This is a genomic window from Occallatibacter riparius, assembly GCF_025264625.1.
In the GTDB taxonomy this organism is placed as follows: Bacteria; Acidobacteriota; Terriglobia; order Terriglobales; family Acidobacteriaceae; genus Telmatobacter; species Telmatobacter riparius.
This window is the reverse complement of sequence record NZ_CP093313.1, coordinates 6001914-6016957: the sequence shown is the minus strand read 5'-3', so window position 1 is coordinate 6016957 and position 15044 is coordinate 6001914. Positions and strand designations below refer to the sequence as shown.

The following is a 15044-nucleotide window of genomic DNA, read 5'->3' as shown; positions in this document are numbered from 1 at the left end:
CCTTAGCCAAAATGGTGGAGACTTAATGCCCAGCCCAGCTGACATGCAGTGGACCTATACGCTCATCACTGCTGCTTATAACGAGCAGGATTACATTGAGGAGACCATCCAGTCGGTATTGCTGCAGACACTGCGTCCGAAAGTGTGGCTGATTGTCAGTGATGGTTCGACAGACAGGACGGACGAGATCGTACTACGTTACTCGGCGAAGAATCCGTTCATTCAACTGCTGCGGCGTGAAAAAGACGCGAACCGCGGCTTCGCTTCGAAGGTGTTTGCAATCCGTGCCGGGCTGGAGCACCTTGGCGATATTGAGACCGAGTTTATCGCCCACCTGGATGCGGACATAGTTCTCTGTCCGTCCTATTTCGAGGATGTGATAGCCAGATGTCACAAGGATCCGCGCCTCGGGATTGCCGGGGGGTGGTATGCGGAAAAGGTGAACGGCTCGTTCAGCGTGGTTCCTGGAAGCAGTATTGACTCTGTGCCGGGATGCATGCAGGTATTCCGCCGCTCGTGCTACGAGGAGATCGGGGGGCTTTTGCCCATCGAGTACGGCGGTGAGGATTGGTACGCCGAGGTGATGGCGCGCAAGGCTGGATGGCGAGTTCAATCATTCCCAGAAGTGGTGGTTCGCCATTTGCGTGTGACAGGAACAGCGAGTAATAAGCTGCGGTACTGTTTTCATCAAGGAGTTACGGATTATTGCCTTGGAAGCCATCCTGCGTTCGAAGTGATTAAGGTGACGAGAAGGATGATGTGGCGCCCGTATGTGCTAGGCGGTGGTGCGCGACTTCTTGGCTTCCTCGTAGCACATGTGTCCAAGCGCCGTGCTGTAAGCGATGACTTTGTTGCGTTCCTGCGCCGCGAGCAGCTGTCTCGGATGGGCGTACTGGGTACATTGCTGCACCAAGGCATATAGCTGGGCATTCAAGTAAGTCAGGGTGGCCTAATGATTAAAAGGACAGTGAAGCTGTTTGTTTCTGCTATCGTCTTTCTCTGCGATCAGGTGCGCGACGGGGGCCTGTATCTACTGGGAAAAAGGAGGACACAGTGTGTGATCCTTCTTTATCACGACATTCCGGATCACCAGCGCACGGCATTCGCGCGTCAAATGGACATTGTGTGCCGGACGGCAACGCCGGTTGCGGACCCCACAGCCGCTACAGCCGGAATGCATCGGCGCGAAGTGATGGTCACGTTTGATGATGGCTTCGCAAGCTTCGCGACGAATGCTTTGCCGGAGATGGAAAAGCGTGGCATTGTACCGACCTTGTTTGTTGTGAGCGGGAAGCTTGGATGCAGAGCCGATTGGGCCTGCAATTTCCGAGACGAACTTCCCAAGGAGAACCTGCTGACGGCAGAGCAGCTCAGGGAGCTTTCGAGCAAGGTCATCTTCGCTTCGCAAACCATCACGCACCCGATGTTGACTGAAATCCCCGCTGATGATGTGCGACGGGAAGTGGAGGGGTCTCGCCGCGAACTTGAGAGTCTGCTCGGCTGTCCAATCAACTGGATCTGTGTGCCGTACGGAGCGTTCAATGCGCATGTGATCGAGTGTTGCATGGCGGCCGGCTATGAGCACCTGTTTTCGACGCTGCCCGACTTAGTGGTAAAGAGTGATTTCGTAATTGGACGCGTTGATGCGGAGCCATGGGACTGGGATCTGGAGTTTCGCCTCAAGGTAGCTGGATGTTATCGCTGGCTTCCCTGGGCGTTCCGGTTGAAACGTATGATCACTGGACTTGTAGATGGCTCTGGCACCTCCGCGGCTCAAAAGGCCAATTCGATAATCTCCGCGGAAGCAGTGAAGAGGTAAGGGCGATACACAGGATAACTATGGAACGATTTGAAATAAGGCCGCTACTCGAGACGGACATTCCGCGCGCAGCAGAGTATGTTGCTCGCTGGAGTGCGCCGCCCGCCGGTGCAGCCCCGCAGAGGCGAGGACAGCCTTCCACGGAGCACCGGCTTCGCTGGCTCATCTACGAGAACCCGCTCGTGGGAGATGGGCCGCTGGGATACCACGTCCAGGGTGCTACCTCTGGCGCGATGATGGGCCTGGTTTTGTGCTTTCCAAACGCTTTCATTGGCGAGGATCGTCGCTTCGTAGGACTCTGCTCAGGTTCATTCTTCGTAGAGCGGGAAGCCCGCATGTCAGGCTTTCTTCTTTTTCGCAAGTATCTGGCGAACGCATCGCGCGATTTTTTCTTCTCAACCACGTGCAATACGCAGTCGGGGGCTCTCTGGAGCAAACTCGGCGCGGCGTCGGTTCCTAACTCGGAGTTTGAATATATCCTGCCGATCAACTCCGGCGTGATGCTGCCGGCTTTCCTGGAGGGCAGGGGATTGGCGCAAGGGGCGCTGAAGGTCGCAGAAGTTACGGGAAGAGTGCTCCGACCACTGATCAGGCCATTCCAGCGAATGCGGTCGGATCTGTCCACCGAGCGCTGCAGGGATTGGGATAAGCTCTCGGACCTATCCTATCGGCATCGAGCGCCTAAGTATCTGACGGCCGATAGGTCAGTGTCATTCCTTCGCTGGCGATATGGATCTAGTTCGCCAGACAGGTCGGCTGAGGTTTGTGTGTTTCGCGACCGGCGCGGGAATGAGGGATGGTTCTCGCTTGTGAATACTAGGCGCGGACGACACGGCCAGATTCAGGGCGTCCTGGTTCTGGATGCCGTTTGGCCACGGGAACGGATTGAATTTCAGCAGGTTCTAGCGGCGATTGTCGATCGTCCGAGAGTCCGGTCAGCCGACGCGCTCTTCCTGCATCCGCGGCTAGGGGTGGACTATACCCGCTGCAGCCGCATGCTCCTCCGTCGCCGGCTCGAAGGGCCGACGTGCTACGTTCGCGCCGGTCAGAAGGAAGTGCCGGCTTCCGCACTGGATCTTGTCGCTTCTGATGGCGACAGCGGATTTTAGATCTCGACACGGAAAAGAAGGCTTATTAGGCAGCTGATGGCACTCGCCGTCTGCCTCTATTGACATGCAACACGCGCCAGTGCCAGCAGAACGTTCTGATCGGCATTGAACCATAAAGGAGAATACGCGAAATGGACGCACTCCGCGTTTGTGCTATAACTTGTGACCGCTATCCAGAAGATCCGCTAGTAAGGCGGACCGCAGAAGCAGCGGTTAGCGAGAGCTGCGAGTATCACGTCGTCTGCTCGCTGGGGGAAGGCCAGGCAGCAGACGAAGTGTTTAATGGCGTGCATATTCACAGGATTGCGGTGCGCGGGAAGAATGGGCGACCCATTGGGCGCATCACGGCAATGGGGCACGGCGCAATGCTCTTCTATTGGATGATTTTCGCCATCAAGGCATTTTTCCGCCTGGCGCGGTTGCACATGAAGCACAAGTTTGACGTGGTCCATGCGCACAATCTTCCCGACTTCCTGGTGTTTGCCGCTCTGTTTCCGAAACTGTTTGGCGCACGCGTTATCCTGCACATCCAGGATGTTATGCCCGAGTTAGTAGCTGTCAAAGCTAAGGGTAGATTCCGTCGCTTGATGGTCGCGCTGACGAAGGTCCAGGAACGCGTTTGCACCGCGTTTGCAGACCATGTGGTGACCGTTGGCTGGCCTTTCGAGAAGCCCTTGCTGGAGCGCGGAGTTCATCCCCATAAGTTGAGCAGCATTCTGAACAGCGCAGACCCGAAGATCTTCATGCCGAGCAAGCGTACCGAGCCGTTTCTGGGAGAGCCGACAGAGGATCGTCCGCTGATTTTGATGTATCACGGCACATGTGCCGCTCGGAATGGGCTTGACACAGCGATCATCGCTTTTGCGAAAGCTAGGGAAGTCGCTCCGCACCTGGTCTTTCATATTCGGGGACAAGGAGAGGCTATTCCACAGCTGAAACAGCTCGCGGACGTGTTGGGGGTATCCGAGCACCTTGTATTCACGGGTTACGGGCCGCTGGAGGAAGTGGCAGATTTCGTGGTCCACGGGGATATCGGGATTGTGTGCTACCCGTCAGATGGATTCATGGATCTGGTGTTACCGACCAAGATCTACGAGTACTCATGGATGCGGCGTCCGATCATCGCCTCCAGCACCACTGCGATTCGATCGATGTTCCGGCCTGACTCGTTGAGATTGTGCAAGACATCGGACGTAGATAGCTTCGCGGAAGCAATCATAGAGCTATACCAAAACCCTGCGAAGCGAGCGCAAATGGTGGCGGAGGCATGGAGCGACTATCACCGATTCAGATGGGAGCTCATGGCGGATCGCTACAGAGCTCTATTGAGAAGCCTGGCGTCAGACGAGCCCATTGCAGCAACTGAGGGGATCGCCGAGGGTGAGGCAAAGATGCAGACGGGGCACCTGGTCGAGAGTTATGGTTCCAGGGATCGAGCCGTTGCAGCAGTAAATGAACGTTGAGGGTGCAGCCGTACTGACTCGCTCAGTTCACTTTGCTCGCGAAGTCGTGGATGGGGCCGGCTGAGCGGGCCCGGCAGGATAGATGGTCGACAACAACGTGTTGGTCCAGGCGCCCTGCAGGGCTTTGCAGCCGGTCTCCAGCGAAGGATGAAGGTCGTCGAAGAACCAGCCGTCGCTCTTGGAGTGGCCCTTAAACAAAGTCCACAAATCAGGGCCAACGATGATGGAGGGGTAGTTCTTCTCAAGCTTGGCGAGGCAAGCATTCATCGCGGGCGCGTTAGCCTGGACCGCTGAGGATGGCGAGGCGACGATAGTGGGAATGATCGGCGTTTTGCCGGCGGCAATGATGTACTGCACGATCTTCTGCATATTGCTGCAGTAGGTTTGGGCAGGGACATTCCCAATCGCGTCGTTGGTCCCGAAGGTCAGTCCAACGAATTTAACAGCAGGCATATCCTGCAGGAACTTTTCGATGTTCGGGATTCTGTATGTGGACGCGTCAAGAGCAGTGGCGCTAAGCCATCCGGACTGACCAGCGACGGTGCTGACAGGGTAGTGGGTTGGACGAGCCGTGTGTACCTGGAGGCCAAGCTGTTCAACGGGGCCTGTGTTGGGAGCAGCTCCCCAGCAGTTGGCGGTGATGGAGTCACCCAACATCAGGTAGGTATCATTCGCGTCGTTGGTTCCGGCGCGCCCATTGACAGTCAAAACATCGTACCCGGCGTTGGTGCCTACGATGCTCGAAATCTTCATCCGAATTTGCGTGTAGCCGGTTCCTGTAAGATCGGCAACGAACTGACGGCCAGTGTAGTGCTCACCAGTTACATTGCAGCTCGGGGTGCAGGACAGAGTGTTCCACGTAGTTCCGTTGGTGCTGCCCTGGATGGTATAAGCCGATGGCTGACCGTAGGTGCGGAAGCCAGGATCTGATGAGCTATCCCATGCGGCGGCGCTGGTGTAGTTCCGCCACGCAATATCGACAAGGCCGAGTTTGCTGGGCAGTTTGGTGATCATGATTGTTGTTGGGCCCGCGACGGATGTTGGGCCGGAAGAGGCAAGTTGCGGCATGGGTGCCGGGCCTCCGCCATTAAGGTTCAGCTTCAGCGTGTCAAGCAGCGGGTTGCGTCCTGTAGCGGGATCGAGAGCGCCTTCCTGTATCGTCCAGACAATCGCGCCACCGAGCCTGTTTTCTACTATGTACCTGGCCTTGGCGGCGACTGATGCCTCATCTTCGTAAGTTGCCCATGTGATGGCTTTGGATGGGCACGGAGGTGGTGCAGTAAAGCCTCCTGGGAAGCTGATGGATGGCTGTTCGGGATGCGCGGAAGGCACAGAGTTCAACACTGGCGAAGCGTCGTACCGGTAGGTGCCACGGGGCTTGTTGTAGTAACAGCTAAGTAATCCGCCGCCGTTTGCCAGTGGCCACCCATACGGAAACTCCTGCACGGGGACCGATGATCCTGAAGTAGATTGCAAAGCGGCTGTAACCGGCGCGGTCCATCCGTTCATGTAGAAACCGATACCGACTCCGATCTTTCCGGGTGGTGTGCCCGCTTTTTCCCAGGCAGCAACATACTTGGCCACAGACATGGGGTGATTAGAGCCATCTCCAGCGAGTGCCGAGAAGTACCACGAATCCCATCCTGTGCCGATATTCGAGTTGCCGTATGTCATCATGTTGACCTGATCGCAGTAGACGGCGAGGCCGGCAGCAAGGGAGGGGGGCTGAACAGAAGCATCGACCGGGGCCGTAATGACATATTTAGATGCGGCCCCACGAAGCCTCTGAGCAAGAGAGGTGAAGTTGGCTGTGTCGACACCAGCTTCCCAATCGAGATCGACGCCGTCCAAGTGGCAAGCGCTGACCTTAGCTTGGATCGATCTGAGCAACGTGGCCAGGTGTGCCGGAGAGGCCGCAGATGCGAAGTGCTTATCATCGGAGCCGCCAAGCATCATGAGGACCTTTACCCCTGCGACATGGGCAGGCGCGACGATGCCGGTGCAGGTAGAGTCCCATTCGGATGTGTGAATCGTTCCGTCCGCATTTGTCATCCAGTGCGCGAGGGTAATGTGGGTGACCGCGCTGTAGTCGATTCGCTTCGCGGGATACACGACTTCCTGCCAATCTGTGTAGTAGGCAGTGACCCATTTGTTAGCCGCTGTTGCTGAGCCCACTGCAAGCAACATCAATGCGGCCGCGATCAAAGCATTTCTCAAGACGCGCTCCCGGCTTCGACAGAACTCATTGCAATCACGTGCTCTAGTCCAGAAGCATGCCATCGCCGGTGTTCTGCCTGAGAGATTGACCATGTCGGTGAATTTCCGGAGGCGATTCAGGCACATTCAACCTGAATCGAGCCGGAGTGACGCAATGAACGGAAGCCGCACAGCAAAGGTGTGAAGCCTCCATGCAAGGGTCGCCACAATTGTAGCGCGTGGCACACCGTTCGCCTGACGAACCCACTGGGACAGAGTTGGAAGTCGGCGAGCGAGAGCAGCATTTTCGCCTGTCAGTTCAGAACACGGGTATTGATATTGGGGGTCCGCTAACGCCCGTGCTATAGGAGCAACGCTCGTGCAAATCCCCCAAAGGGATTTCGCGTACAACCTGAAATCAGTTGGGAAAGGAAACCCTCGGATGACCACGCAGACAACTCTTCTCCACGAACCTGAGACCACCACGGTGGACTCGACGCTTCAACAGACCATCACCCAGATGATCGACGATATGATCGGGCGTTTGCCTGATCCCAAGGACCTATCCAGCGTGGAGCGCCGCGGAATTATCGCGCGCTACAGCTCGGTACTGGAAGGGAACTTCATCTATTGGATGACGGCCACCCTCATTGCGACGAAGGCGGAAGCGGCACGCTCGATTCTGCTGGATAACCTCTACGAGGAAACGCGCGATGCGCATCCGCACATGATGCGCAAGTTCGCCATGGCCGCAAATGCGTTTCCGACCGATAAGGACGCCCTGGCTGTGCACGAAGAAGTCACGCAAATGAGGCTGTTCCTGGGAAAGCTTGTTGCTGTGCAGTCGCTTCTGTCCATGGCCTTCTTCGAAGGTTACATCCAGAAGTACATGGCGTTCCTGGCGGCCCTCGCGGCGGAAGAAGGCTCGACAGAGATGGAGTACACGGATGTTCACGGTGTCTGCGACATCGAACATACGGCCGGACTCTATCGCGCACTTGCCCTTGAGCAGGCGATCAATCCGATCGGGTCCGAAATGGATATCTTCGAAGGCGTGACTATGCTCTGCGCCGTCCTGGAGCGCATCAACACGATCGAGCAGAATTAGCGGCCTGATCGCCCCTGGCGAGTGCAACGCGTGAGCTGCCATATATGGATGGAATCAACCGAGGGAGAACTCCGGTCATGAATCCGTGTGCGCGACATGTACGGAGGTTGAGCGCACGGATCGTGATCCATCCATCTACTGATGTTTAACTTCCCCAGAGCCTTGCTGTCCACGCGAGGCACTAAGACCGGAGAGATTATCAAATGACCACGCGGGCTAAGATTATTGACCACTTCACTGATGTAGCGCGCGAGAACGGAAAAGAGCTTCCCCCTCTCACGGACGAGACCGACCTTCTGGAGTCGGGGTTAGACTCTCTCTGCTTCGCCGTCATAGTGACTCGACTGGAAGACAGCCTGGGCGTTGATCCCTTCAGCGCTGATGCAACGGTCTTCCCAGTCACTTTTGGAGAATTTGTTCATCTTTACGAAGCGTGCATGGAAGAGCAGGTGAGGTCATGAATCAGACGACTGCTTGTACAAACTGTCACTCAACCGACTCTCTCTGCTGCCGGGCGGAGAAGCTTCCACAGCTCTCTCACACGAGTCTTGCGATCAGCATGAGGGAGTCCGGCATGTCTGGATGCCGATTCCTGGAGGACGCCACGCGCCGGATCGCATGCGACGAGTTTGCGTGTGGGTCGTCGCTTTACGGGCGAGGTGAGGAACTTGAGGGGAGGTCTATCCTCATTGCCACGCAGGAGCAGATCACGACGGCTTCTGCAGTGCTGGAGCTGGATGGCGTGGCTCGCCGGATCATACTTTGGCCACCGGATCTCCCTCTCGAGCATCTTTCCTACGTCATGAGTGCGGCCGAGGTGGACTGCATCATTTCAGACCATGCGATGATTGCCAGCGGGTCGCACGGCCGGATGTGCTATTGGCCTTGCAGCCGCAACCTGATTTCCGTCGCGGCCAAAGAAGGGCCGGTCCAAGAAACGGAATGGATTCTGATGACCTCCGGCACCACGGGTCGGCCCAAGCTGGTAGCTCACACGCTTGCAAGTCTCACTGCTGCGATTCAGCCGCGCTTGAATCGAGATGAAGAAGTCATCTGGGGAACCTTCTATGACATCCGGCGCTATGGAGGCCTTCAGATTCTGCTGCGCGCCGCTCTTACAGGCGCGTCACTCGTACTCTCCAGCAAAGAGGAGCCGCTTGCAGATTTCCTGACGCGGCTAGCTCGTGCGGGAGTGACTCACATCTCCGGCACGCCTTCTCATTGGCGGCGCGCGTTGATGAGTCCTTCTGTAACTCTTTTGAATCCTAAGTACATTCGTCTGTCCGGTGAGGCTCCCGATCAAGGGATTCTCAACCGCCTCCGGTCGACTTTCCCGGCTGCCCGGATTGTTCATGCCTTTGCTTCCACCGAGGCGGGAGTTGCTTTTGAAGTGAATGACGAGTTGGCTGGCTTTCCCGCTTCTGCGTTGAATGAAAACCCGCTGATCGACATGAAAGTTGAGGATGGCACCCTGCGCATCCGCTCTGCGGGAAACTCAAAGGGCTATATCGGCCCCGACGCGCCTGTGTTGAAAGATCAGGCTGGCTACGTGGATGCGGGAGACAGAGTTGAGCTGCGCGACGGCAGGTACTATTTCGCAGGCAGACGGGATGGGGTCATCAATGTAGGGGGATTGAAGGTCCACCCCGAAGAGGTGGAGTCTGTGATCCAACGTCACCCGGAAGTGCAGGCCTGCTTGGTGCATGCAAAGAAGAGCCCGATTACAGGTGCGCTCGTGGTTGCGAATGTGGTCCCGAGTCGATCGTCAATGCCGAGCGACGGAGAGATGCACAGGTTGGAACGCGACATTCTACAGCTTTGCCGCGAAACGCTTCCGCCGCACAAGGTCCCCGCCGCAATCAAGCTTGTTTCCGAGCTGCCGATTACCGAATCGGGCAAGGTGATGCGGCAGTATGCGTAACGTGCTGGTAACGGGAGGCAGTCGGGGTCTGGGGCTCGGCATCGTTCGAAAACTGACTGCCGCCGGATATCGTGTTATTGCCATTGCTCGCGGAGAAAGCGAGCAATTTCGCGAAGCGCAGAACGAGATCGAGGCGACGCATCCTGGGTCACTGGTTTTCAGCATGCTCGACCTTGCTGAAATCGAGAAGATAGCTGGCTTTGTATCTCAGGTGCGGAAAGAATATGGCCCTATCTATGGACTGGTGAATAACGCGGGGATCAGCCATGAGGGAACTCTGGCCATGATGCCAATGGCCCAGATAGAAAAACTTGTTCGCGTGAATGTACTTGCTCCGATCGTGCTCACGAAATACGTAGCTCGAGGGATGATGAGCGATGGAAGCGGCCGCATCGTTAACGTCTCGTCCATCATGGCATTTACTGGGTTCAGCGGTCTGAGCGTTTATGGGGCGACCAAGTCTTCGCTCATTGGTTTCACGCGTTCACTGGCGAGGGAGGTGGGCCGTAACGGCATCACCGTGAACTCGGTCGCGCCGGGGTTTATCGAGACGCAGTTGACAGAAGGGCTGGACGCAGAAGAACGCGACCGAATCAAGCGCAGGAGCGCTCTTCGCCGTTTTGCGGAAGTGGACGACGTTGCAAATGCAGTGGAGTATCTCTTGAGCGACAAGGCGAAGAACATCACGGGGACCGTGATCACTGTGGATGCCGGGAGCACAGCGTGACGAAACTAATGGATGCGCCACAGCAGGTTGCCGCGGCAAAGCCGGGTCATGCATGGCTCAGAGCTCTGGAACTCACGGCAGCGAGCGCGCGAACGCCTCATCGGCTGTTGTTCGACGTGATTGAAGAACTTGCTTCTCGGTGCGGCGATGCCGCTGCGCTGCTTTCGGACAGGGAGTGCTTCGACTTCCGCGGACTTTACAAGCGTGCGAGCCTCTATTGCTGTTGGGCGCTTGAACAGGGAATTGGGCGGGGCGAAGTTGTCGGCCTGCTGATGACGAACAGGCCGGAATACTTCGCACTGTGGGTTGGAATTACAGCAGCGGGCGGAATCGTGGCCTTGCTGAACACGAATCTTGTGGGCGCCTCCCTGGCTCACTGCATCAATGTTGTTCGGCCGAAGCACATCATTGTCGAGGATGAATTTGCGGAGTCGTTTGGGACCGCGCTTCCGGAAGTGAGTGGCGAGACAGAAATATGGATTCACGGTGCTGATGTTGCACCGTTTCGGCGGATAGATACTTGCCTGGAGAGTCTGGCGCCGATCTCGGATTCGATGGAGCGTCCACGGCTGTCGTTTGAAGATCTGGCGCTCTACATCTACACTTCGGGCACCTCGGGGTTGCCAAAAGCGGCGCGACTGAGCCACGGCAGGATTCTTCAGTGGGCATATTGGTTCGCGGGCATGCTTGATATACGTGGGGAGGACAGGATGTACGATTGCCTCCCCATGTATCACAGCATTGGAGGCGTACTGGCGCCGGCGGCGACTCTGGTTTCGGGTGGTAGCGTCGTTGTCCGCGATCGCTTTTCTGCAGGCCGATTCTGGAACGATGTCGTGCAGTGGGATTGCACGATGTTCCAATACATCGGTGAGTTCTGCCGGTATCTTTATCACACTGCGCCTTCGCAAGATGAGCGTGCGCATCGCATCCGGGTTGCGTGCGGCAATGGACTGTCTCCCGACGTTTGGAGGCCATTCCAGGAGCGGTTTCAGATACCGAAGATTTTCGAGTTCTACGCTTCCACGGAGGGCGGCCTCTCGTTATTCAACGCTGAGGGAGAAGTTGGATCGATAGGGCGGGTTCCTCCTTATCTGGCCCATCGAGTGGCGCCGGCGATTGTGAAGTTCGACCCCGAGAAGGGCGAGCCGATCCGCAATGAAGAAGGGTTCTGCATCAAGTGCTTACCAGACGAACCCGGCGAGGCACTGGCACCGATGCTCCAGGATCCATCCCAGGCTGGGACTCGCTTCGAAGGATATAGCGACTCGCAGGCAACGGACGGCAAGTTGTTACGAGATGTCTTCAAGACAGGCGACGTCTGGGTGCGAACCGGTGACTTGATGCGAAGGGACGGGCGGGGGTTCTACTACTTTGTGGACCGCGTCGGGGAAACCTTCCGCTGGAAGGGTGAAAACGTCGCAACTACCGAAGTCGCGAATGTCATTTCGTCTTTTCCGGGTGTGCAGCACGCGATTGTGTATGGGGTGAGAGTGGCCGGCGCTGAGGGCAGAGTAGGAATGGCAGCGATCAGCCCAGAGGGAGAGCTCAACCTCTCCGCGCTTCGCGAGCACCTGGTCCGACGCCTCCCAACCTACGCGCGGCCGGCGTTTATCAGGATCGCGAACGATTTTGCAATCACCGGAACCTTCAAATACTCGAAATCAGACCTGGTGAAACAAAGCTACGATCCGGAAGGTACCTCGGATGCCATCTATTTCGACAACCCGCAGACGCAGACTCTACAACCGCTGGATCGGAACTGGTACGCCCGCATTCATGCAGGTGAGATCCGCTTCTAAATCGAGCAGCTCCTCGTCATCGCCGGCCTGGCCACAGTGCATGCAGTCATTGCGCATGCGAGCCAGAGGCGTGTTCGTGCGAACCCGCGCATCGATTGTGCCGTAGTGCGCGCAAACGAGACACATTGATCCAGGTCCTACTGAGATATGTTCATTCAACAAATCCGAGCCACGTTTGAGGCAGCGACCGCTGCAATTGATAACGGTCCAATGTACCCCAGTGTTTCGGCGGAGGAGATCCGGAGTTATCTCACGTCGAGATACGATTTCAAACGGCCGATGCAGCTTGAAGAGGTGGCGGCGGATGCGGAACGCATGCTTCGCCAGTGGCAGGTGCAGGTTACGCATCCCAGATATTTCGGGCTGTATAACCCAAGCGTGACGCTCTCATCCGTTGTTGCTGACACGCTGGTTGCGACTTATAACCCGCAGCTTGCTAGCTGGCGCACATCGCCGGCAGCAAATGAGATTGAGCGCCATACGCTTGCCTGGTTTGCAGGATTGTTCGGGCTTCCTGCCGATTCGGCTGCGACGTTTACGAGCGGTGGAGCAGAAGCAAATCTGTCGGCGGTCGTTAGCGCGCTTGCATCCGCTTTCCCACGCTATAGCGATGAAGGGCTGCATCGTTTACCTGAACGGCCGGCGATCTACCTTTCCTCTGAGGCCCACCATTCGTTCGACAAGATAGCGTGCATGACGGGCCTTGGCAGAAGCGCGCTGCGAGTGGTTCCGGTTGATTCCGACTTGAAGATGGACCCGCAGCAGCTAGTCGCGAAGATCGCTAATGACCGCGAGAGAGGATTCGTTCCGCTCATGGTGGTTGGTACAGCGGGAACAACCGCAGCGGGAGTGATCGATCCGCTGCCTGTGCTTGCAGACATCTGCCGGGAAAAAAGAATGTGGTTCCATGTGGACGCGGCGTGGGGCGGGGCTGCCATTGTCTCACCGTCGCTGCGACGCCATCTGGCAGGAATTGAGAGCGCCGATTCGATCACTTGCGATGCTCATAAGTGGCTCTCAGTCGCGATGGCGTGCGGCATGTTCTTCTGCCGGCATCCTGAGGTGGTTCGGAAAGCGTTCAGCACGGACGCTGGCTATATGCCGAGCAGCGCTAACCCGACCACATCTGACCCTTATATGACATCGGTGCAGTGGTCGCGCAGATTCATCGGCCTGAAGCTGTTTCTCAGCTTGGCGGAGCGCGGTGAAAATGGGCAGGCGACGATGATCGAACACCAGGCCCGAATGGGCGATCTGCTGCGGCAATCGCTTACAGCGGCGGGGTGGAGGGTGGTTAATAGAACGCCTCTTCCGGTGATTTGCTTTACACGCGACGGCCTGGATGTGCCGGCCTTCCTCCAGGAACTCAAGCGACAGCAGATCGCGTGGATGTCAGAGACCTCTATTGCCGGAACGCCGGTCGTGAGAGCTTGCATCACGAGTTTCAAGACAACGGCGGACGACATATTCGATGTGGTCCGCGAGATTACAGACCTCGCCGACGAGATTGACGCGCAGCTCGAAACTGCTCCGTACGAGATGAACTAAAGAGACAATCTATGGCCCATAAATGTGCTGAACAGAGCCTGGGGACTTCGACCTTGAAACCTGAAACGGTTGCAATTCACGGCGGCTATCAGATCGACCCGACAACGCGATCCGCGGCGGTCCCCATCTATCAGACCGTTTCGTATGCGTTTGATAGTACCGAGCACGCGTCGGCACTCTTCAATCTGGAGGCCGACGGTTATCGCTATACACGGATTTCGAACCCAACGACGGATGTACTCGAGCGGCGCGTTGCTGCGCTTGAGGGCGGCGTTGGGGCCCTGTGCGTGGCCAGCGGACAGGCTGCAGTTTCGTATGCGGTCCAGAATGTCACGAGCCTTGGATGCAATGTTGTCTGCGTGCCGCAGCTCTATGGGACAACGCATACGTTGTTTGCTCATTTGCTGCCGAGCCAGGGAGTGTCGGTTCGTTTCGCGGAGTCGGATCGCGCGGCTGATATTGAGGCGCTGATCGATGAAGACACGCGCGCCGTCTATTGCGAAAGCGTTGGCAATCCCGCAGGGAACATCTGCGATATTGAGGCGCTGGCGAGCGCAGCTCACAGGCATGGAGTGCCGCTGATCGTAGATAACACCGTGGCCAGCCCAGTGTTGTTTCGGCCAATCGACTTTGGCGCGGACATTGTTGTTCATTCGCTTACCAAGTTCATGGGCGGTCATGGAACGACGATGGGCGGGGCAATCGTGGATAGTGGCAACTTTCCCTGGAGCGACCACGCCGACAGATTTCCGATGTTCAGTCAGCCTGATGCGTCTTACCACGGGCTTGTTTACACCGAGCATTATGGCAAGGCTGCGTTCCTGGGCCGCTGCCGCAGCGTGTATCAGCGCACGACGGGCGCAGTGCTTTCGCCTCTAAGCTCGTTCCTGTTGCTGCAGGGGATTGAGACTGTGGCATTGCGCGTGGAGAGGCATGTTGCAAACGCGAAGGCCGTCGCCGAATTCCTTCGCAGCCATCCGATGGTTAAGTGGGTAAATTATGCCGGGTTTGCCGACAGCCCCTATCACGATATGGCGCAAAAGTATCTGCGCGGTCGTGCATGCTCACTGATGGCTTTTGGCATCGAGGGCGGATTTCCCGCGGCGGTCAAGTTCTACGATGCTCTCGGCCTGATTTTGCGCCTGGTCAACCTGGGAGATGCGAAGTCACTTGCCTGCCATCCAGCTTCTACGACACACCGTCAGATGACGGAGCAGGAACAACGCGCCGCCGGTGTCTTCCCGGAGATGATCCGGCTCAGTATCGGCATTGAGCACATTGATGACATTCTCGCGGATTTGGGCCAGGCGCTTGCAATGGCGAGTGGCGCCAGATAACGAGGTCAGAGCGT

12 protein-coding genes are annotated in these 15044 nt (G+C 57.0%); 11 read left to right on the top strand and 1 reads right to left on the bottom strand.

What is annotated here, in order from left to right; translation table 11 throughout:
* Window positions 1–25 precede the first annotated feature (25 nt).
* The 4 genes from MOP44_RS24570 to MOP44_RS24555 all read left to right on the top strand — a co-directional run bounded on the left by MOP44_RS24570 (window position 26) and on the right by MOP44_RS24555 (window position 4391).
* The gene (locus MOP44_RS24570; protein ID WP_260793090.1) at window positions 26–922 is read left to right on the top strand and encodes a glycosyltransferase; all 897 of its coding nucleotides are present in this window, start codon (window positions 26–28) and stop codon (window positions 920–922) included.
* 135 nt (window positions 923–1057) lie between these two features.
* Window positions 1058–1819 (top strand): polysaccharide deacetylase family protein, encoded by a 762-nt coding sequence (locus tag MOP44_RS24565; protein ID WP_260793088.1) that lies wholly within the window; start codon window positions 1058–1060, stop codon window positions 1817–1819.
* 20 nt (window positions 1820–1839) lie between these two features.
* On the top strand, window positions 1840–2928 hold the full coding sequence (locus MOP44_RS24560) for a hypothetical protein (protein WP_260793086.1): 1089 nt from the start codon (window positions 1840–1842) through the stop codon (window positions 2926–2928).
* A 131-nt stretch (window positions 2929–3059) separates the two neighbouring features.
* Complete coding sequence (locus tag MOP44_RS24555) at window positions 3060–4391, top strand: glycosyltransferase family 4 protein (RefSeq protein WP_260793085.1); 1332 nt, start codon at window positions 3060–3062, stop codon at window positions 4389–4391.
* A gap of 27 nt (window positions 4392–4418) precedes the next feature.
* Here MOP44_RS24555 and MOP44_RS24550 read toward each other — a convergent pair whose 3' ends face one another.
* Window positions 4419–6608 carry a glycosyl hydrolase family 18 protein gene (locus tag MOP44_RS24550; RefSeq protein WP_260793084.1) on the bottom strand — a complete coding sequence of 730 codons (2190 nt, stop codon included), beginning with the start codon at window positions 6606–6608 and terminating at the stop codon, window positions 4419–4421.
* 421 nt (window positions 6609–7029) lie between these two features.
* Here MOP44_RS24550 and MOP44_RS24545 point away from each other — a divergent pair, with 421 nt between their 5' ends.
* From MOP44_RS24545 to MOP44_RS24515, 7 genes are all read left to right on the top strand, one after another.
* Window positions 7030–7695 carry an iron-containing redox enzyme family protein gene (locus MOP44_RS24545; protein WP_260793082.1) on the top strand — a complete coding sequence of 222 codons (666 nt, stop codon included), beginning with the start codon at window positions 7030–7032 and terminating at the stop codon, window positions 7693–7695.
* A gap of 203 nt (window positions 7696–7898) precedes the next feature.
* The gene (locus MOP44_RS24540) at window positions 7899–8156 is read left to right on the top strand and encodes an acyl carrier protein (protein ID WP_260793080.1); all 258 of its coding nucleotides are present in this window, start codon (window positions 7899–7901) and stop codon (window positions 8154–8156) included.
* A gap of 263 nt (window positions 8157–8419) precedes the next feature.
* Window positions 8420–9616 (top strand): ANL family adenylate-forming protein, encoded by a 1197-nt coding sequence (locus MOP44_RS24535; protein ID WP_260793078.1) that lies wholly within the window; start codon window positions 8420–8422, stop codon window positions 9614–9616.
* A complete protein-coding gene (locus MOP44_RS24530; protein WP_260793077.1) occupies window positions 9609–10343 on the top strand; it encodes an SDR family NAD(P)-dependent oxidoreductase in 735 nt (244 codons plus the stop codon). Before MOP44_RS24535 ends, MOP44_RS24530 begins: the two co-directional genes overlap by 8 nt.
* Window positions 10340–12145 (top strand): long-chain-acyl-CoA synthetase, encoded by a 1806-nt coding sequence (locus tag MOP44_RS24525; RefSeq protein WP_260793075.1) that lies wholly within the window; start codon window positions 10340–10342, stop codon window positions 12143–12145. Before MOP44_RS24530 ends, MOP44_RS24525 begins: the two co-directional genes overlap by 4 nt.
* A 210-nt stretch (window positions 12146–12355) precedes the next feature.
* A complete protein-coding gene (locus MOP44_RS24520) occupies window positions 12356–13693 on the top strand; it encodes a pyridoxal phosphate-dependent decarboxylase family protein (RefSeq protein WP_260793074.1) in 1338 nt (445 codons plus the stop codon).
* Between the two features lie 11 nt (window positions 13694–13704).
* Entirely contained in the window at window positions 13705–15030 is a 1326-nt protein-coding gene (locus MOP44_RS24515) for an O-acetylhomoserine aminocarboxypropyltransferase/cysteine synthase family protein (RefSeq protein ID WP_260793073.1), read from the top strand.
* Window positions 15031–15044 lie beyond the last annotated feature (14 nt).

Coding starts and splice junctions, on each gene's coding strand:
- MOP44_RS24515 (WP_260793073.1), top strand. CDS start 13,705: ATGGCCCATAAATGTGCTGAACAGAGCCTGGGGACTTCGACCTTGAAA.
- MOP44_RS24540 (WP_260793080.1), top strand. CDS start 7,899: ATGACCACGCGGGCTAAGATTATTGACCACTTCACTGATGTAGCGCGC.
- MOP44_RS24555 (WP_260793085.1), top strand. CDS start 3,060: ATGGACGCACTCCGCGTTTGTGCTATAACTTGTGACCGCTATCCAGAA.
- MOP44_RS24560 (WP_260793086.1), top strand. CDS start 1,840: ATGGAACGATTTGAAATAAGGCCGCTACTCGAGACGGACATTCCGCGC.
- MOP44_RS24520 (WP_260793074.1), top strand. CDS start 12,356: ATGTACCCCAGTGTTTCGGCGGAGGAGATCCGGAGTTATCTCACGTCG.
- MOP44_RS24570 (WP_260793090.1), top strand. CDS start 26: ATGCCCAGCCCAGCTGACATGCAGTGGACCTATACGCTCATCACTGCT.
- MOP44_RS24545 (WP_260793082.1), top strand. CDS start 7,030: ATGACCACGCAGACAACTCTTCTCCACGAACCTGAGACCACCACGGTG.
- MOP44_RS24530 (WP_260793077.1), top strand. CDS start 9,609: ATGCGTAACGTGCTGGTAACGGGAGGCAGTCGGGGTCTGGGGCTCGGC.